Source organism: Planotetraspora silvatica, assembly GCF_016863315.1.
Taxonomy (GTDB): Bacteria; Actinomycetota; Actinomycetes; order Streptosporangiales; family Streptosporangiaceae; genus Planotetraspora; species Planotetraspora silvatica.
Window position 1 is genome coordinate 62423 of record NZ_BOOQ01000009.1, and the last position, 17314, is coordinate 79736.

A 17314-nucleotide genomic window follows, 5' to 3' on the forward strand; every position below is an offset into this window, starting at 1 on the left:
CATGCACGGGTTCGGAAGAAGCGTGCCCGACCTGCGCACATTCAGTTCGTGATCATGCACACTTTCGTGTATCCATACCGTGACCAGCGGAAACGCGGTTGGTGATCTGGCGATGGTCGAGTGCATGATCACGGAGGGTATCGCCCCAGCTCATGCGATGTGATCACGAACCTGTGCATGATCACGGCAGAGGAAACGCCTGGTCACGGGGCTTGATCACGAACCTGTGCATGATCACGACGAGGAGGGTCGCGGCGAGGGGGTTAGTGGGTGGAGATGGTGGGGGGTGGAAAGTTGGGCTGGAGTTCTCGTGAGTTGCCTTCGCCGGTCGGCCACAACGACCTGAACGTCCGGATGCCCTCGCGGCCCGCCTTCGCCCGCTGGCCGAACACGACCCAGTTCACGGGCTGGAAATAGGTTCCCTCCTCGTCCGGCGTGGTCAGCGACCCTGTGTAGCGAAAGGTCGTACGCCCGATGGGCAGTAAGTCCCAAAGATGAATGTTCCGGACATCTCTGGACATCCCCAATGCCGGAGGTGACGTGAGGAGACGGTCGTGCTCGGAGGGCCGTCCGTCGTTTCTCTGGTCGAGCAGGACGGACAGGACGGCATAACCCCTCTCGCCCGAAGTCTTCTCGTGCACGAGGTGCGCCTCTACGGGGGCGAACGGCTCGCCGGCGAATTTGTGCTCCGCATGGCCGTGAAAGTGCACGTTGCTCAGGTCGTATCGCTCGCCGCCGAGAGTGATGTACGGCCGGGCACGCTCGTCTTCGACGACGAACCTGATGTCGTCGTGCTCGCTCAGCCGGCCGCCGATGGGAGCCCGGTCCTGGAAGAGGATCTTGCCGTCCACGTTGGGCGGATAGTGGATGACGAGGCGCGGAACGGCGCGACGGCAGGCGGTCGCGCGGTCGATCTCCACGGGGGACTGGACGGCCGCGTCGGTCCCCGCGCGCCCACAAGGCGGCCTGTGCGCCGTGGCGTGGGCGGGGATGACGAGCGGGGTGAGGCCGATGACGGCGGCCGCCGATAACACGGCGAAACGAGGAAGCATGCGCGGGAACCCCTCAGTGGTCGGCACCGAATGGGGCATTGAGCGCGAGCCTCTTTGCTCACATCCGGGGGGATATGCATGGCATTTCAACCTTTATAGATTGCCGACCGCTTGACACCAATGTGTCATCAATCACAGTGCATATCCGTCAAGAGGGTCTTGCGCATTTCGGAAAAAACAGCGATAAGTCGCTCTGTTTTGTGCGGCGCGCAACGCCGTACGCCGCGAGGAGGCGGTCCATCGCGAGAGGAAACGAGAGGGAGTCCGGGAGCTAGTGCGCGGCTTCCGCGGAGGCGTCGAACGGCACGAGCAGCGTGCGCAGCAGTCCGGCGAGCACCTGCCGTTCGTGCTCGTCCAGCCCGGCCAGAAGTTCCCGCTCGCGGCGGAGCAGATCGGCGAAGGCGGCGTCCACCCGCTCCAGTCCGGCGGGGGTGAGGCGCACCAGTACGCCGCGCCGGTCCTCGGGGTCGGGACGCCGGACCACGAGCCCGGAGGCCGCCAGGCGGTCGATCCGGTTGGTCATCGTGCCGGAGGTGACCAGTGTGGCCCGCAGCAGCGCACCGGGGCTCAGCTCGTACGGCTCGCCTGACCGGCGAAGCGCGGTCAGCACGTCGAACTCCCACGACTCGACGCCGTGTTCGGCGAAGGCGGCACGTCGTTCGCGCTCAAGGTGCCTGCTCAGCCGCGAGACCCGGCTCAGCACCTCCAGCGGCGCGACGTCCAGGTCGGGCCGCTCCTGCTGCCAGGCTGCGACCAGACGGTCCACCTCGTCCTCGACGGGCCTCGAGAAGGTCATGCGCAGAGTCTAGCTTTCTTGACGTCGAGATATCTTCCACGATATCGATTATCTTGATGTCAAGATAAGTATCGGGGAGGATGCTGATGGATCACGATATCTGGGACCCGGCGATCTACCGGGCCTACGCCGGGGAGCGTTCGAGGCCATTCTTCGACCTGGTCGCACGCGTGGGGGCCGAAACGCCCGAATACGTGGTCGACCTGGGCTGCGGCAGTGGCGAGCTGACCGCGTCGTTGTGCCGGCGCTGGCCGGCGGCGGCGGTGCACGGGGTGGACTCCTCGCCCGCGATGATCGAGGACGCGCCGGCGGGGCCGACGTTCGAGGTCGCCGACGTCCGTGACTGGCGGCCCGCCCGTCCCGTCGATGTGATCGTCTCGAACGCCGTGCTGCAGTGGGTGCCCGGGCATCTCGACCTGCTCGAACGCTGGATCGGCGATCTGGCGGAGGGCGGCTGGCTGGCCTTCCAGGTCCCCGGGAACTTCGGCTCGCCGAGCCATTCGATCATCCGGGAGCTGTGCCGTACGGAATGGCGGGACCGGCTGGGCGACCTGGCCCAGCGGACGCCGGTCGCGGAACCGGTCGAGTACCTGCGGCGGCTCGCCGCCCTCGGATGCGCGGTCGACACCTGGGAGACGACCTACGTCCACGTGCTCCAGGGAGAGGACGCGGCGCTCACGTGGGTGCGGGGCACGGCCCTGCGGCCGATCCTCGACCGGCTGTCCCCCGGGGAGCAGGAGGCCTTCCTCGCCGAGTGCGGCCGCCGTCTCCGCGAGGCCTACCCGCGTGAGCCGTACGGCACGGCGTTCCCTTTCAGAAGAATCTTCCTGGTCGCCCATAAATAGCCGAAGGCCGCATATATTCCATTTAAGGTGGAATTGCCGCGTCAAATAAGGTTCCGACGCTAGGGGTGATCATGACGATCGAGATCGAAGACAAGTTCGACGTGCCATCCGAGTTCGGCCTGCCGGACCTGAGTGATGTCAAGGGTTGCGCCGAGGTGGCCCAGCCTCTCAGCCACAAGCTCGTCGCGCTGTACTTCGATACCCCGGACCTGCGGCTGGCCGCGCGCGGGATCACCCTGCGCCGCCGTCGTGGCGGCGACGACGAGGGCTGGCACCTCAAGCTGCCCAAGGCCAAGCGAGCCAGGCAGGAGATCACTGTCCCGCTGACGCGCAGCGCCAAGATCGTGCCTCCGGAGCTCGCCGAGCTCGTCCTCGCCTACACCAGGGGCGCGGCCCTGGCCCCCGTCGCCCAGCTCGAGACGCGGCGGGGCGTCACCCGGCTCATCGGCCCCGAAGGCCAGGCGCTCGTGGAGGTCGCGGACGACCGTGTCAAAGGCACCGTGCTCGGTGACGAGCCCCGCGTTGTCCGCTGGCGTGAGGTCGAGGCCGAGCTGAAGGACGGCGACCGCGACGTGCTCAGGCGCGTCGGGAAACGCCTTCTCAAGGCCGGGGCGACCCCCGCGGACGCGAGCAGCAAACTGGCCCGCCTCCTCGGCGGCGTCTCCCCCCGGCCGGAGACCGCGCTCGCCCCGGGGTCCGCGGGCGAGGTCGTCGTCGCCTATCTGAGAGGCCACGTCAAGGCGCTGACCGCCCAGGACCCGCGGGTACGGCGGGCCGAGGAGGACGCCGTCCACCAGGCGAGAGTCGCCAGCCGGCGGCTGCGGAGCGCGTTCAAGGCCTTCAAGTCGATCCTCGGCGACACCGCCGAGCTGCAGGACGAGCTCAGGTGGATCGGTGAGGTGCTGGGCGAGGCGCGCGATCTGGAGGTCATCAGGGACAGGTTCGCCCGGCGTCTCGACGCCCTCGACCCCTCCCTGGTGGTGGGGCCCGTACGCCGGCGGCTGGGCGACGACCTGCTGACGCGGGAGCACGAGGCCTACGGCCGGATCCGCGAGGCGCTCAGCGGTGAGCGCTACTTCGCGCTGCTCGACGGCCTGGAGGAGTTCGTGGCCCGCCCCCCGCTGACCGATCGCGCGGCCGGCGACGCGGGCAAGGTGCTGGAGAAGATCGCGGACAAGGGATGGAAGCGGGTCGGCGACGCCTACGACGTCGCGCAGGCCATGGAGGACCTCGACCAGCGCGAGATCGCCATGCACGACGTCCGCAAGGCCGCCAAGCGGGCCCGCTACACCGCGGAGGCGGTCGGGCTGGCCGGGCTGGCCAAGCGGGCCGAGACCGTGCAGGAGGTGCTGGGCAGGCACCAGGACGGCGTGGTGGCCCAGGGGGTGCTCGCCGACGAGGCCGAGGCCGCCCGCGGCGCGGGCGAGGACACCTTCACCTACGGGGTCCTGGTCGGCCTGGAGCACGCGGACGCCGAGCGGGCCCACGAGGAGTTCCCGAACGTGTGGGCCGACGTCAGCGGGTGACCCGGCACTCGACCATGGGTGAGGGCCAGGTCACCTGGACTCCACGTGCTCTAGGGTCACGTGATGTAACGTGACCCGGCACTTCACAGGGGTGAGGGTCACGTGATGTAACGCTCGACGCTCACGAGGCGCCCGCCCGCCCGGTTCAGCACGGTGAAGGCCCCCTTGCCGAGCTGGCCCTCGGCGTCGTTCAGGCGGCTCTCACCCGCCATCGCGAGCAGTTCCGGCAGCACCTTGCCGTGGCTGCACACCACGGACGGCTCGCCCGACTCGATGAGCTCGCTCACCAGCCGCTCGGCGGCGCGCGGGTCGTAGCCGTCCTCGGACAGCGCCCCGTCCTCGCGGACGCGCATCCCCCGGCCGCCGGCGTACGGCCTCAGCATCTCGACGCAGCGCAGGCTGGGGGAGCTCACCAGAGCCGCCGGGCGGTAGGCGCCGAGCACCGCCGTGAAGGCCGCCGACTGCGCCCACCCGAACTCGTCGAGTGGGCGGAGATCGTCGTCGCCCGTCCACTCCTGGCGGGACCCGGCCAGGCCGTGCCGTACGAAGATCAGGGGAACGGTCGCGAGCGGCAGAGCGGTCAGGGCCCTGAGCAGGCCCGCGTCCCACTCGTAGGTCAGCCGCCGTCTGGCCTCGTTCAGCGGAAGCCAGACGACCTCGTCCACCTCGTCGACCGTGATGATCTCCCCGCCGGGGCCGGAGGCCCGCGCCGCCCAGTAGTCCACCCGCTTGAGGCGGCCGTCCTTGAGGTAGTGGCTCGGCGGCAGGGACCGGCCGAACACCACGTCCAGGCCGGTCTCCTCCCGCACTTCGCGCAGGGCCCCGGCGATCATGTGCTCGCCCGGCTTGAGCTTCCCCTTGGGAAAACTCCAGTCGTCGTACTTCGGCCGGTGGACGAGGGCGACCTCGGGGTCGGTCTCGTCACCACGCCACACGACGGCTCCGGCCGCGCGGATCATGTCGGTCATGCCGGTGGATCGAACCTCGGGTTCGAACATGAGCATCCCTCAGTCCAGGCTGGTCGCGTCGTCCACGGCCCGCCAGCGCCTGCGTGCGATCAGGTGGTGCTGCAGATCGATCTCGCCGCGGTGACGCAGCCATTTCCCGTCGGAGTTCAGCGTCCACGCCGTCGTGGTGTCGCTCATGGCGAGGTCGAGGAGGTCGGACAGGTACTCGCGCTGCTGGCCGCTGGTCACCCTCACCAGAGCCTCGACGCGCCGGTCCAGGTTGCGGCGCATGAGGTCGGCGCTGCCGATCCAGATCTCCGACCGGTCGCCCTCGCCGAACTCGTACACCCTCGAGTGCTCGAGGAAACGGCCCAGGATGCTTCTGACCCGGATCGTCTCCGACAAACCGGGGATGCCCGGCCTGAGCGTGCAGATTCCCCTGACCCAGAGATCGACCGGCACACCTGCCCGCGACGCCCGGTAGAGCGCGTCGATGAGCGGCTCGTCGACCATCGAGTTCGTCTTGATGCGGATCCGCGCCGGGCGGCCGTTCCTGTGGTGCTCGATCTCGCCCTCGATCCTGGACAGCAGGCCCTGCCTGAGCGAGTCGGGCGCGACGAGCAGCCGGCGGTAGTCCTCCTGGATCGAGTAGCCGGTGAGGTGGATGAACAGATCCGTGACGTCCTCGCCCACCTGGGGGTCGGCCGTCAGCAGCCCGAAGTCCTCGTACTGCCTGGCCGTCTTCGGGTTGTAGTTCCCGGTGCCGATGTGGCAGTAGCGCCGCAGTTCGCCGTTCGCCTCCTGCCGGACCACCAGGGCCAGCTTGGAGTGCGTCTTCAGCCCGAGCACGCCGTAGACGACGTGGCAGCCCGCCTTCTCCAGCTTGCGCGCCCAGGAGATGTTCGCGTGCTCGTCGAACCTGGCCTTGATCTCCACGACGACGACGACCTGCTTGCCGGCCTCGGCGGCGTCGATCAGGGCGTCCACGATGGGGGAGTCGCCGCTGGTCCGGTAGAGCGTCTGCTTGATCGCCAGGACGTCCGGGTCGGCCGCCGCCTCCTCCACGAACCGCTGGACGCTCGTGGCGAACGAGTCGTACGGGTGGTGCAGGAGGATGTCCCGCTCCCGCAGCGTGGCGAACAGGCCGTCCTCGGCGCTCACGGCCTCCGCCGGCACGAACCGGTTGAACTTCAGCTCGCTCCGGTCGAGGTCGGCGATGGCGTGCAGGCCGGTCAGGTCCAGCGGGCCGGGGAGCCGGTAGATCTCGTGGTCGGCCACCCGCAGTTCGTCGACGAGCAGGTCCAGCACCTCGGGGGTGATGGTGTCCTCGACCTCCAGGCGGACCGGCGGTCCGAACCGCCGGTGCCGGAGCTCCCGCTCCAGCGCCTGCATCAGGTTCTCCGTGACGTCCTCGTCGACCTCGAGGTCCTCGTTCCTGGTCACCCGGAAGGCGTGGTGCTCGACGATCTCCATGCCCTTGAAGAGCTCGCCCAGGTGGGCGGCGATGACGTCCTCCATCGGGACGAACCGGCTCTGCGACGCGGTGACGAACCTCGGCAGCTGCGACGGCACCTTCACCCGGGCGAAGACCGTGTTCCCGCTGATCGGGTTACGGACGGTCACAGCGAGGTTGAGGGAAAGGCCGGAAATGTAAGGGAAGGGGTGTGCGGGGTCCACCGCGAGCGGGGTGAGCACGGGCCGGATCCGCTCCTGGAACAGCTTCCGCAGCGCCGTCCGCTCGTCCCGGCCGAGGTCGTCCCAGCGGACGATCTCGATCCCCTCCGCGGCAAGCTGGGGCAGCACGCCGTCGTGGAAGTCTCCGGCATGCCGGCGGGCGAGGTCGTCGGCGATGGCCGCGATCCGCGCCAGCTCCTCGCTGGGCTTCAGGCCGCTCTTGGTCCGCAGGAGCAGGCCGGTCGCCATCCGGCGCTTGAGGCCGGCCACCCGGACGCGGAAGAACTCGTCCAGGTTGCTTGCGAAGATCGCCAGGAATCTGACGCGTTCGAGTAGGGGGACCGACGGGTCCTCCGATAACTCCAGCACACGCTCGTTGAACTGGAGCCAACTCTCCTCCCGGTTGAGGAACCGGTCCTGGGGCAGCGGTGCGTCTTCGGGCAGGGTGGCATCCTCGGGTTTGGGCACGGAAGCGAATTCGGCGGACATATGACAAAATATGCCCTAATTCGTTGAACGGTACGTTAACTACGACGCAACGAAACCGTCAGGGCACCCTGTCGACTTCGGTGTCCGCCGGGTCCTCGGCCGCTTTCGCCCGTGCCCTGGCCTCCTGCGACCGCTGCTCTTCCCGCTCTTCGCGTTCCCGCTGCTTGTCCCGTTCCCTCTGCTCGCGCTCGCGGGCTCGTTCGAGTTCCTTGAGCTCCCGTTCGCGGACCTTCTCCTGCTCCCTGAGCTCCCGCTCGCGGGCCTTCTCCTGCTCGCGCCTGACCTTCTCCTGCTCCTTGAGCTCGCGTTCCCGGGCTCGTTCGAGTTCCTTGAGCTCCCGCTCGCGGGCCTTCTCCTGCTCCTTGACCTCGCGCTCGCGCAGCTTCTCGTGCTCGCGCCGGGCCTTCTCCTGCTCCTTGAGCTCGCGCTCGTTCGGGCGGGCCGCTGTACGGGGCTCCGTCGTGGGCGTCAGCACCAGACCGCGGGACGCCGCCGTGAGGCCGGGATTCGGGTCGAGACCCGTGAGACCGTTCCAGGAGAGGTTGACCAGGTGGGCGGCGACCTCCTCGCGGCGGGGCCGGCGCTCCTCGAGCCACCACTGCCCGGTCAGCGCGGTCATCCCCACCAGCATCTGGGCGTACATCGGCGCGAGGTTCGGGTCGTAGCCACGCTCCCTGAACTCGTCGGCGAGCACGTCTTCCACCTGGCCGGCTATGTCGCTGATCAGGCTCGCGAACGTGCCCGTGCCGGAGGCGGCGTGGGAGTCGCGGACCAGGATCTGGAAGCCCTCACTGCTCTCCTCGATGTACTGGAGGAGGGCGAGCGCGGCACGTTCCAGCTTCACCCGCGCGTGCGACGCCACCAGGGCCTGCGAGACGAGGCTCAGCAGTCGCTGCATCTCGCGGTCGATGACGACCGCGTAGATGCCCTCCTTGCCGCCGAAGTGCTCGTAGACCACGGGCTTGGAGACCTTGGCACTCGCCGCGATCTCTTCGACGGAGGTGCCGTCGAAGCCCTTCTCGGCGAACAGGGTCCGGCCGATCTGGATCAGCTGCTCGCGCCGTTCCGCGCCAGTCATGCGCTTGCGGGATCGGGAGGAGTCGCTCACGACTTCAATCATGGCCTGTTCTCGGCCCTCAGCCGCCTTGCGTACGGCTTTCGCGGGCGCGGAATCGCCCGCGTCCGCGGGCACGGGCTGGATATGTGCGCGTACGGCCACCGCTGTCGCCCTGGTCAGGGGTAAGGCGGCGGCCCTACCAGAATCGTCGTCGTCAGAGGTGGAACGCGGAGAAGCCAGGGCCGCCAGGTCGACGGCGGCCCTGTCATCCGTACCGATGGCGTCAGCCAAGACGCTTCGCCGCCAGTCGCTCGGGGGTGGGCCAGCGCACGTCGTAGGCCCAGCCGGCCTTCTCGAACAGGCGGATCGTCCCGGCGCTCAGGTCGATCTGGCCCTTGAGCGCGCCGTGCCGGGCGCAGGTCGGGTCGGCGTGGTGCAGGTTGTGCCAGGACTCGCCGAAGGACGGGATGGCGAGCCACCACACCTGGCGGGACTTGTCGCGCGACTCGAACTCCTCGTCGCCGAACACGTGGCAGATCGAGTTGATGGACCAGGTGACGTGGTGCAGCAGACCGATGCGGACGACCGTGCCCCAGAAGAGAGCGGTCACGATGCCCTGCCACGACCAGGTCAGCAGGCCGCCCAGCGCGCCGGGCAGCAGGAGCGAGGTGAGCGCCAGGGCGGGGAACCACTTGTGCAGCTTGATGATGTCCGGGTCCTTGGCCAGGTCCGGGGCGTACTTCTGCCGGTTGACCCGCTCCACTTCGAACAGCCAGCCCATGTGCGCCCAGAGCAGTCCCTTGGACAGCGCCCAGACGCTGGTGCCGAAGCGCCAAGGCGAGTGCGGGTCGCCTTCCTTGTCCGAGAACTTGTGGTGCTTGCGGTGGGCGGCGACCCAGTCGAGGACGGACATCTCGAGCGAGAGGCTGCCCGCGATCGCCAGGGCGATCTTCAGGGGCCGCTTGGCCTTGAAGGAGCCGTGGGTGAAGTAGCGATGGAATCCGACCGTGACGCCCAGTCCGGAGATGACGTAGAACACGAAGGCGATCGCGATGTCCGTCCAGCCCAGACCCCATCCCCAGGCGAAGGGCACCGCGGCGATGACCGCGAGGATGGGGGCTCCGACGACGACGCCGAAGATGATCAGATCGCCCCGGGACTTGCCTTGGGGCTCGAAGTCCGGTTTGGGCTGCGGTCCGGGCCGTTCGGTCAGGACGGTCATTGGCTACCTCGCGTGTGGGGAAGATGTCTGGCTACGCCACCGTAACCTACGCCATCGTAAGTTAGGAATTTCGCCGACTGAATGTGGGGAAGGTGACGCTCCCGCGCACATCTGGTGGCGAATCCACGTCTTGCTAGATCGGCTGATCATCTGCTAAATGAGCCATCCCCGCGGCGGGAGATCCGGTCCTCCGGCCGCGCGGATATCGGATGGTCTGCCCGGAGGATCCGACCGGGTAACCGGCGCGCCCGGAAAGCCGCCGAGCCGGACGGCCCCGGATTCGGGATCATCGGCGGACCGCGTCTTGGCGTCACAGATCCGGGGGGATCGGTATCGTAGGAGGCGGCTTGCGGCCGGGATCACCGGGCGCTCGCCAAACCTTTCCGGCGTTGGGTAATTGGCAGCCCGCAGGGTTTTGGTCCCTGTTGTCCAGGTTCGAGTCCTGGCGCCGGAGCGGCAGCTGAGGATCGGGTGGTTATGGGTGGGGCTGGATTCGATCTCAGGCCCGACAGGTAAGCTCACCTTGTCGAGCGGGTGACCGTGCGGTGCCCTGTGGGTGGCCGCCCGTGAACCGGAAGCCGACTCGTCTCTATCGTGACGCCGAGGGAGCCTCAGTCCGTGAGTGTGCCGCGTCCGGCCGCCGTCATCGTCCTCGCCGCCGGCGAGGGCACTCGGATGAAGTCGAACACCCCCAAAGTCCTCCATGAGCTCTGCGGTCGCGCGCTTGTGGACCACATGCTCGCCGCCGCCCGCGGCCTCGACCCCGAGCAGTTGGTCGTGGTCATCGGACACGCCCGCGACCAGGTCGAAAGCCACCTCGCCACCACGGCGCCCGACGCGCTCCCGGTCGTCCAGGAGAAGCAGAACGGCACCGGCCACGCCGTGAGAACCGCCCTCGAGGCGGTGGGCGACATCAGAGGAACGGTCCTCGTCACGTACGGCGACACGCCCCTGCTCCGCACGGCGACTCTCGCGGCGCTGCTGGAAAGGCACGCCGCGGACGGCAACGCGGTCACGGTCCTCACCGCGGAGGTCCCCGACCCGACCGGGTACGGCCGGATCGTCCGCGACGCGGGCGGAGCCGTCCTGGAGATCGTCGAGGAGAAGGACGCGAGCCCCGAGCAGCGGGCGATCCATGAGATGAACTCGGGCGTCTACGCGTTCGACGGATCGCTCCTCGCCGACGGGGTCAAGCGGGTCGGCGCGGCCAACGCGCAGGGCGAGGAGTACCTCACCGACGTCCTGGCCATCCTCCGCGAGGACGGGCACCGGGTCGGGGCGCACGTCGCGTCCGACTACGTCGAGGTGGAGGGCGTGAACGACCGCGTCCAGCTCGCCTTCGCGCGCCGGGTCCTCAACGACCGGATCCTCCAGGCGCACATGCGGGCCGGCGTGACCATCATCGACCCCGCGAGCACCTGGATCGACGCCGAGGTCAGGCTCGAGGCGGACGCGGTGATCCACCCGGCGACCCAGCTCCACGGCTCCACGAGAGTCGCCTCCGGGGCCGAGGTCGGCCCCGCGACCACGCTGACCGACACCGTCGTCGGCGCGGACGCCGTGGTGCGCAACGCGGTCTGCGACCGGGCCGAGATCGGCGCGCAGGCGTCCGTCGGCCCCTACGCCTACCTCCGGCCCGGGACGGTCCTCGGGCGCAAGAGCAAGATCGGCACCTTCGTCGAGGCCAAGAACTCGTCCGTCGGCGAGGGGTCCAAGATCCCCCACCTGTCGTACGTCGGCGACGCCACCATCGGGACGGGCTCCAACATCGGCGCGGCCTGTGTCTTCGTGAACTACGACGGGATCAACAAGCACCGCACCGTCGTGGGCGACCACGTCCGGGTGGGCAGTGACAACATGCTGGTCGCTCCGGTGACCATCGGCGACGGCGCCTACACCGCCGCCGGCTCCGTCATCACCGGCGACGTCCCTCCGGGGGCGATGGCCGTGGCCAGGAGCAAGCAGCGCAACATCGAGGGGTGGGTCGTCCGCCGCCGCCCGGGGACGGCCTCGGCCAAGGCGGCCGAACAGGCCGTCGCCGAGCCGGATGAGCAGGCGGAGCCGCAGACGGGCGCGGAGTAGTCGCGAGGCACAGTTCTGAGTGGTCACGGACAGGCGGCACCGCCGGACGGCGTGCGGCGTTCGTTGCGTGAGCCGTACGGCATCGGTAATGAGAACAAGGCGCGGTCTCACCGCGTAACGCCCTCAGGGGCAGGCCAGGAGGACACCGTGGTTCAGCGGGGCGAGCGAACAGGACGGCACGGCGTCGAGTCGTGTGTGCGGGACCAGGCGACCCGTTACGGAACGGCCGGCCGGGGGGCTCGGCAGTCGAGGAGTGTGGCATGAGCGGCAAGAAGACGATGGGTGAGCGGAACCTCATGTTCTTCTCCGGACGCGCCCACCCCGAGTTGGCCGACGAGGTGGCCGCGAATCTCGCCGTCGAGATCACGCCCACCGCGCTGCGCGACTTCGCGAACGGCGAGATCTACGTGCGCTACCTGGAGTCCGTCCGCGGTTGCGACGCCTTCGTGATGCAGAGCCACACCGCGCCGATCAACCAGTGGATCATGGAGCAGCTGATCATGGTCGACGCGCTCAAGCGCGCCTCGGCCAAGCGGATCACGGTCATCATGCCCTTCTACGGCTATGCGCGGCAGGACAAGAAGGGCCGCGGGCGAGAGCCGATCACGGCCAGGCTGATGGCCGACATGTTCAAGCAGGCGGGCGCCGACCGGTTGATGTCGATCGACCTGCACACCTCTCAGATCCAGGGCTTCTTCGACGGCCCGGTGGACCACCTGTTCGCGATGCCGGTGCTGATCAACTACCTGCGGGGCAAGCTCGACCCGGCGACCACGACGATCGTCTCGCCTGACACCGGCCGTGTACGGCTCGCGGAGCGCTGGTCGGACTCGCTCGGCACCCCGGTGGCGTTCATCCACAAGCGCCGCGACCTCGACGTGGCCAATCAGGTGAAGGTGCACGAGGTGGTCGGCAAGGTCCAGGGCCGGACCTGCGTGCTGATCGACGACATGATCGACACCGGCGGCTCGATCTGCAAGGCGGCCGACGCGCTCTACGAGCACGGGGCCACCGACGTCATCGTGGCGGCGACGCACGCGGTGTTCTCCGACCCCGCGGTGGATCGCCTCAAGAATTCGCGGATCTCCGAGGTGGTCGTGACGAACACCCTGCCGATCCCCGTCGAGAAGAGGTTCGACAGCCTGACCGTGATGTCGATCGCCCCGCTGATCGCCCGTGCCATCACCGAGGTCTTCACCGACGGCTCCGTCACCAGCCTCTTCGAAGGCGACAGCTAGTTCGCGAGGGTCCCTGGTTCGCGAGGGGCGCGGCCTCCAAGGCGCCCCGAGCCCGCGCGAGCGGAGCTCGCGCAATCGACACGGTAGGCTGTTCACGCTGCGCCCGTAACGCCTTCCGCTAGGGCGGATCAGGGTGGGTGCTCACCAATCGTCAAGCAACCCCTAGGAGATGTGCCATGTCCGAAGTTCGAATCGCCGCTGAGCTCCGCACGGAGTTCGGAAAGGGCGCCGCCCGTGCGATCCGCCGGGGGAACAAGGTTCCCGCCGTGCTGTACGGCCATGGCACCGAGCCCAAGCACCTGACCCTGCCGGGCCACGAGCTGCTGCTCGCGCTGCGTCAGGCCAACGTCCTCATCCGCGTCCACGGCGACGGGGTCGACGAGATCGCGCTGCCCAAGGGCGTCCAGCGTGACCCGATCAGGGGCTACATCGAGCACATCGACCTGCTCCTGGTCAAGCGGGGCGAGAAGGTCACCGTCGAGATCCCGGTCAACGTCACCGGCGAGGTGATCGGCGGCGCCATCCTCGACCAGCAGCTGATCACGCTGTCGGTGGAGGCCGAGGCCACGCACATCCCGACCGGCGTCACCGTCGACGTCGACGGCAAGGACGTCGGCTTCGTCGTCCACGCGGCCGACCTCCCGCTGCCGACGGGCACCACGCTCCAGGGCGACCCCGAGGCGCTGGTCCTGCACGTGATCGCCGCTCCGACGGCCGAGCTGCCCGCGGAGGGCGAGGCCGCCGCTGAGGGCGCTGCCGAGGGCGAGGCCGCTTCGGCCGAGTCCGCCGAGTAGCACCGATGTGAGACAGTCCTCCACAGGACCTCCTGTGGAGGACTTCTTCATGTGAGGAGACCGTGATGTCTGGGATCGCCGAGTCCGGTGATCAGCGATGGCTTGTCGTCGGCCTGGGCAATCCGGGGCCCGAGTACGCCGGGAACCGGCACAACGCGGGCTTCATGGTGGTCGAGGAGCTGGCGGCCCGGATGGGCGGCCGTTTCAAGGTCCACAAGTCGCGGGCCGAGATCGTCGAGGGGCGGTCGGCCGGCGCCCGTGCCGTGCTGGCAAAGCCGTTGTCGTACATGAACCTGTCCGGCGGTCCGGTGAAGGCGCTGGCCGACTTCTACAAGGTCGCGCCCGTGAACGTCATCGTCATCCATGACGAGCTGGACATCCCCTACGGCGCGCTGCGCACGAAGCTGGGCGGCGGGGACAACGGCCACAACGGGTTGAAGTCGATCACCAAGTCGCTGGGGACGAAGGACTATCCGCGGATCCGCTTCGGCATCGGCCGCCCACCGGGACGGATGGATCCGGCGGCCTACGTGCTGAAGGACTTCGCCACCGCCGAGCGCAAGGACCTGCCGTTCCTGGTCGACCGTGCGGCCGACATGGTGGAGTCACTGATCACGAGCGGCGTCGAGGCCACCCAGAACAGGTTCCACGCGGGGGATCTCAACCCGGTGAAGCCGCCCCGCTGATCCCGGCCAGAGCATCAGGTTCTGGAACAGCTCGGCCTGCTCCACGGCGTCGTCCAGCGCGTTGTGGGTGTGGCGGCGGTCCGATCGCACCTCGCGCGGCATCTGCCGCTTGGTCGACCACGCGACGGGGACGCCCGCCTTGGCGGTGTAGAGGGTCTTGATGTCGATGCACCGGGAGTGGCCGAACGGGCTCTCCCCGGTGAAACGCAGGAAGTACCAGTACATCCACATCCAGTCGTAGGCCAGCGGGAACGCCGCCAGCACCGGGAGGTCCGCTCCGCAGACCTCCCGGATCCAGGCCGCGGCGGCGGCCATGGCCTCGGCGGGGTCGCGCCCCTCCTCGACCAGCGCGTCGCGGTCGAGTCCGCTGACCGCCAGCGATTCGGCGACGAAGTCGTCGCTGATGGGCCTGAGCTCCGCGTAGAAGGTCGCCGATTCGGGATCGGTCTTCTCGAAGCTCCTGCCGACCATCCTCCCCGCCACCGTCATACCGATGCTGATCATGGAATATGGGCCCGGAATCGGGCCATCGGCCTCGATATCGACAGAGATGTACGTTTCGGCTTTCACGAATTCTCCTCTAAGCCCCACCGGATGACCGCTAGCATTCCTCACTGTCAGTGACGATGCCGTTACGTGACGGCGCGAGGCGACGAGTGTGGAGGGTGCGTGCTGGACGGCGAAGTTTCAGTGGTCGCCGCCGGCCGGGCGCGGCCGACGCCGGCGCATCCGATCCCGCGGCCGCCGCGCTGGGCGACGCGATACCGGTTCCATGCGGCTGTGTCCGACATGACGTGTGCCCTTCTGGCCGGGGTAGCCGCAGTACTGCTCAGGTTCGGCGAGGTTACTCCTTATGTGGCGCCCTATGTGGTGCTGAGTGGAGCGCTTCCGCCCGTGTGGGCCGGCATGATCGGCCTCAACCGGGGCTACGAGCCCCGCCTGATCGGGGTGGGCTCGGAGGAGTTCCGCCGGATCGCGCAGTGCGGGTTCACCCTCATCGCCGCGGTCGCCATCACGGCCTACGTGACCAAGGCCGACCTCGCCCGCGGTTACGTGGTCGTGGCGCTGCCGCTCATGACGGTCCTGACCCTCCTCGCCCGGTACGGCTTACGCCGCCGCCTGCACGGGCGCCGGCGCCGGGGCGAGGACTGCATGCGCCGGGTGGTCGCGGTGGGCCATCGCGCGGGCATCGCCGAACTGACCATGAGATTCCGGCGCGAGCGCTATCACGGGATGGAGATCGTCGCCGCCTGCCTGCCCACCGATGCGCAGGGGGAGATCGAGGAGGTCCCCATCCTGGGCGACTTCACCGACGTCCCCCTCGTCGTGCAGCAGGTGGGGGCGGACACCGTGGCGGTGCTCGCCTGTCCGGAACTCGACGGCACGGCGCTGCGCAGACTGGCCTGGCGGCTGGAGCGGACCCGCACCGACCTCGTCGTCGCCCCCGCCCTCATGGAGGTGGCGGGACCGCGCACCGCGATCCGGCCGGTGGCGGGGCTTCCCCTGCTCCACGTCGAGCACCCGGACCTCGCCGGCGCGCGCCAGTTGATCAAGACGGCCTTCGACCGGCTGGTCGCGGGCGTCGCCCTGGTCCTGCTCGCTCCGTTGATGCTCGTCGTCGCGATAGCCGTACGGGCGTCGAGCCCGGGGCCGGTGCTGTTCAGGCAGACGCGGGTCGGCAAGGACGGCGTGGAGTTCACGATCCTCAAGTTCAGGACCATGCGGAACGACGCCGAGGCCCGCAAGGTGGAACTCGTCAACGACGGCCACGGCCTGCTGTTCAAGATCCGCCAGGATCCGCGGGTCACCCGCATGGGCGTCCGGCTGAGGCGGCACTCCCTCGACGAGCTGCCCCAGCTGATCAACGTGCTCCGGGGTCACATGTCTCTGGTCGGGCCGCGCCCGCCGCTGCCGGAGGAGGTCGCGCGGTACCGCGACGACGTCCGCCGCCGGCTGGTCGTACGCCCTGGAATGACCGGCCTCTGGCAGGTCAACGGCAGGTCTGATCTTTCCTGGGAGGAATCGGTACGGTTGGACCTGCGTTACATCGAGAATTGGTCGCTGATGCTGGATCTGCAGATTCTCTGGAAGACCTGGTCAGCGGTCGCGGGCGGCGCGGGAGCTTACTGAATGACGATTAGGGACGACCACGCCCTCGCGGGTGATCTCGCCACGGAGGCGGGGGAACGGCTGCTCGCACTCCGGGCCGAGCACGGGTTCGCCGACCAGCGTGCGCTGAAAGACGCGGGCGACCTGATGGCGCACCGGTTCCTCACCGAGGCCCTGCAGCGCCTCAGGCCGAGCGACAGCGTCCTGTCGGAGGAGGCGACCCGCGAGGAGCGGATGGATCCGCGGCGCCTGTCGGCCGACCGAGTGTGGATCGTCGACCCGCTCGACGGCACCCGCGAGTTCTCCGAGGAGGGCCGGTCCGACTGGGCGGTCCATGTCGCGCTGTGGGAGAAAGGCTCGCTGACGGCGGGGGCGGTCGCGCTCCCGGCCCAGGGCAGGACCCTGACGGCGGCCGTCCCGCCCGTGCTGGCAAGGCCCGGCGAGCGGTTCCGGATCGCGGTCAGCCGCACCCGGCCCCCCGAGTTCGTGCGGAAGCTCGCGTTCCTCGCGGGCGCCGATCTGGTCCCGATCGGCTCGGCCGGGGCCAAGATCTCAGCCGTCCTCACCGGAGAGGTCGAGGCGTACGTCCACGCGGGCGGCCAGTACGAGTGGGACTCCGCCGCGCCGGTCGCCGTGGCGCTCGCCGCGGGGGCGCACGCGAGCAGGATCGACGGCTCGCCACTGGTCTACAACCAGGCAGACCCCTCCCTGCCGGATATCCTTGTTTGCCTACCGGATCTGGCGCCAACGTTGCTCGCCGGCATCCGTGACCTTCATCGCTAATCTCCCGGAGGAAG

Annotated in this window: 15 protein-coding genes and 1 tRNA gene; 9 read left to right on the forward strand and 7 right to left on the reverse strand. The window is 68.8% G+C overall.

Annotated elements, in window-relative coordinates; genetic code table 11:
- Positions 1 to 263 precede the first annotated feature (263 nt).
- Positions 264 to 1052, reverse strand: coding sequence for a carbonic anhydrase family protein (locus Psi02_RS07945; RefSeq protein WP_203972813.1), 789 nt, complete (start codon positions 1050 to 1052; stop codon positions 264 to 266).
- A gap of 271 nt (positions 1053 to 1323) precedes the next feature.
- Entirely contained in the window at positions 1324 to 1848 is a 525-nt protein-coding gene (locus Psi02_RS07950) for a MarR family winged helix-turn-helix transcriptional regulator (RefSeq protein WP_203972814.1), read from the reverse strand.
- A gap of 86 nt (positions 1849 to 1934) precedes the next feature.
- Between Psi02_RS07950 and Psi02_RS07955 the strand changes: the two genes are divergently transcribed.
- Positions 1935 to 2693: a trans-aconitate 2-methyltransferase gene (locus tag Psi02_RS07955; protein WP_239094696.1), complete on the forward strand. Its 759-nt coding sequence runs from the start codon at positions 1935 to 1937 to the stop codon at positions 2691 to 2693.
- 71 nt (positions 2694 to 2764) lie between these two features.
- A complete protein-coding gene (locus tag Psi02_RS07960) occupies positions 2765 to 4219 on the forward strand; it encodes a CYTH and CHAD domain-containing protein (RefSeq protein ID WP_203972815.1) in 1455 nt (484 codons plus the stop codon).
- A 98-nt stretch (positions 4220 to 4317) separates the two neighbouring features.
- On the opposite strand, the gene Psi02_RS07965 is transcribed toward Psi02_RS07960, so the two are convergent.
- The 4 genes from Psi02_RS07965 to Psi02_RS07980 form a co-directional block, all read right to left on the reverse strand.
- Positions 4318 to 5187 carry an NUDIX hydrolase gene (locus Psi02_RS07965; RefSeq protein WP_239094697.1) on the reverse strand — a complete coding sequence of 290 codons (870 nt, stop codon included), beginning with the start codon at positions 5185 to 5187 and terminating at the stop codon, positions 4318 to 4320.
- 39 nt (positions 5188 to 5226) lie between these two features.
- Positions 5227 to 7329 (reverse strand): RNA degradosome polyphosphate kinase, encoded by a 2103-nt coding sequence (locus Psi02_RS07970; RefSeq protein ID WP_203972816.1) that lies wholly within the window; start codon positions 7327 to 7329, stop codon positions 5227 to 5229.
- 58 nt (positions 7330 to 7387) lie between these two features.
- Complete coding sequence (locus Psi02_RS07975; protein ID WP_239094698.1) at positions 7388 to 8437, reverse strand: TetR/AcrR family transcriptional regulator; 1050 nt, start codon at positions 8435 to 8437, stop codon at positions 7388 to 7390.
- Between the two features lie 232 nt (positions 8438 to 8669).
- On the reverse strand, positions 8670 to 9608 hold the full coding sequence (locus Psi02_RS07980; protein WP_203953839.1) for an acyl-CoA desaturase: 939 nt from the start codon (positions 9606 to 9608) through the stop codon (positions 8670 to 8672).
- A 382-nt stretch (positions 9609 to 9990) separates the two neighbouring features.
- On the opposite strand from Psi02_RS07980, the gene Psi02_RS07985 reads away from it, so the two are divergent.
- The 5 genes from Psi02_RS07985 to pth all read left to right on the forward strand — a co-directional run bounded on the left by Psi02_RS07985 (position 9991) and on the right by pth (position 14408).
- Positions 9991 to 10062, forward strand: a tRNA-Gln gene (locus Psi02_RS07985).
- A gap of 164 nt (positions 10063 to 10226) precedes the next feature.
- A complete protein-coding gene (gene glmU / locus Psi02_RS07990) occupies positions 10227 to 11690 on the forward strand; it encodes a bifunctional UDP-N-acetylglucosamine diphosphorylase/glucosamine-1-phosphate N-acetyltransferase GlmU (RefSeq protein WP_203972817.1) in 1464 nt (487 codons plus the stop codon).
- Between the two features lie 260 nt (positions 11691 to 11950).
- Positions 11951 to 12928, forward strand: a complete 978-nt coding sequence (locus Psi02_RS07995; RefSeq protein ID WP_203883331.1) for a ribose-phosphate diphosphokinase — start codon at positions 11951 to 11953, stop codon at positions 12926 to 12928.
- Between the two features lie 176 nt (positions 12929 to 13104).
- Positions 13105 to 13722: a 50S ribosomal protein L25/general stress protein Ctc gene (locus Psi02_RS08000; protein WP_203972818.1), complete on the forward strand. Its 618-nt coding sequence runs from the start codon at positions 13105 to 13107 to the stop codon at positions 13720 to 13722.
- A gap of 65 nt (positions 13723 to 13787) precedes the next feature.
- Complete coding sequence (pth, locus tag Psi02_RS08005) at positions 13788 to 14408, forward strand: aminoacyl-tRNA hydrolase (protein WP_203972819.1); 621 nt, start codon at positions 13788 to 13790, stop codon at positions 14406 to 14408.
- On the opposite strand, the gene Psi02_RS08010 is transcribed toward pth, so the two are convergent.
- A complete protein-coding gene (locus Psi02_RS08010; RefSeq protein ID WP_203972820.1) occupies positions 14328 to 14978 on the reverse strand; it encodes a 3'-5' exonuclease family protein in 651 nt (216 codons plus the stop codon). The two genes, pth and Psi02_RS08010, sit on opposite strands and share 81 nt — an antisense overlap.
- A gap of 219 nt (positions 14979 to 15197) precedes the next feature.
- Between Psi02_RS08010 and Psi02_RS08015 the strand changes: the two genes are divergently transcribed.
- Positions 15198 to 16538, forward strand: a complete 1341-nt coding sequence (locus tag Psi02_RS08015) for a sugar transferase (RefSeq protein ID WP_203973024.1) — start codon at positions 15198 to 15200, stop codon at positions 16536 to 16538.
- Positions 16539 to 17300, forward strand: coding sequence for a 3'(2'),5'-bisphosphate nucleotidase CysQ (locus tag Psi02_RS08020; protein WP_203972821.1), 762 nt, complete (start codon positions 16539 to 16541; stop codon positions 17298 to 17300).
- The last annotated feature ends 14 nt before the right edge of the window (positions 17301 to 17314 follow it).

Bases quoted from the DNA above. Each gene is read 5' to 3' on its own strand.
- Psi02_RS07945 (WP_203972813.1), bottom strand. From the start codon at position 1,052: ATGCTTCCTCGTTTCGCCGTGTTATCGGCGGCCGCCGTCATCGGCCTC.
- Psi02_RS07950 (WP_203972814.1), bottom strand. From the start codon at position 1,848: ATGACCTTCTCGAGGCCCGTCGAGGACGAGGTGGACCGTCTGGTCGCA.
- Psi02_RS07955 (WP_239094696.1), top strand. From the start codon at position 1,935: ATGGATCACGATATCTGGGACCCGGCGATCTACCGGGCCTACGCCGGG.
- Psi02_RS07960 (WP_203972815.1), top strand. From the start codon at position 2,765: ATGACGATCGAGATCGAAGACAAGTTCGACGTGCCATCCGAGTTCGGC.
- Psi02_RS07965 (WP_239094697.1), bottom strand. From the start codon at position 5,187: ATGACCGACATGATCCGCGCGGCCGGAGCCGTCGTGTGGCGTGGTGAC.
- Psi02_RS07970 (WP_203972816.1), bottom strand. From the start codon at position 7,329: ATGTCCGCCGAATTCGCTTCCGTGCCCAAACCCGAGGATGCCACCCTG.
- Psi02_RS07980 (WP_203953839.1), bottom strand. From the start codon at position 9,608: ATGACCGTCCTGACCGAACGGCCCGGACCGCAGCCCAAACCGGACTTC.
- Psi02_RS07995 (WP_203883331.1), top strand. From the start codon at position 11,951: ATGAGCGGCAAGAAGACGATGGGTGAGCGGAACCTCATGTTCTTCTCC.
- Psi02_RS08000 (WP_203972818.1), top strand. From the start codon at position 13,105: ATGTCCGAAGTTCGAATCGCCGCTGAGCTCCGCACGGAGTTCGGAAAG.
- pth (WP_203972819.1), top strand. From the start codon at position 13,788: ATGTCTGGGATCGCCGAGTCCGGTGATCAGCGATGGCTTGTCGTCGGC.
- Psi02_RS08015 (WP_203973024.1), top strand. From the start codon at position 15,198: ATGACGTGTGCCCTTCTGGCCGGGGTAGCCGCAGTACTGCTCAGGTTC.
- Psi02_RS08020 (WP_203972821.1), top strand. From the start codon at position 16,539: ATGACGATTAGGGACGACCACGCCCTCGCGGGTGATCTCGCCACGGAG.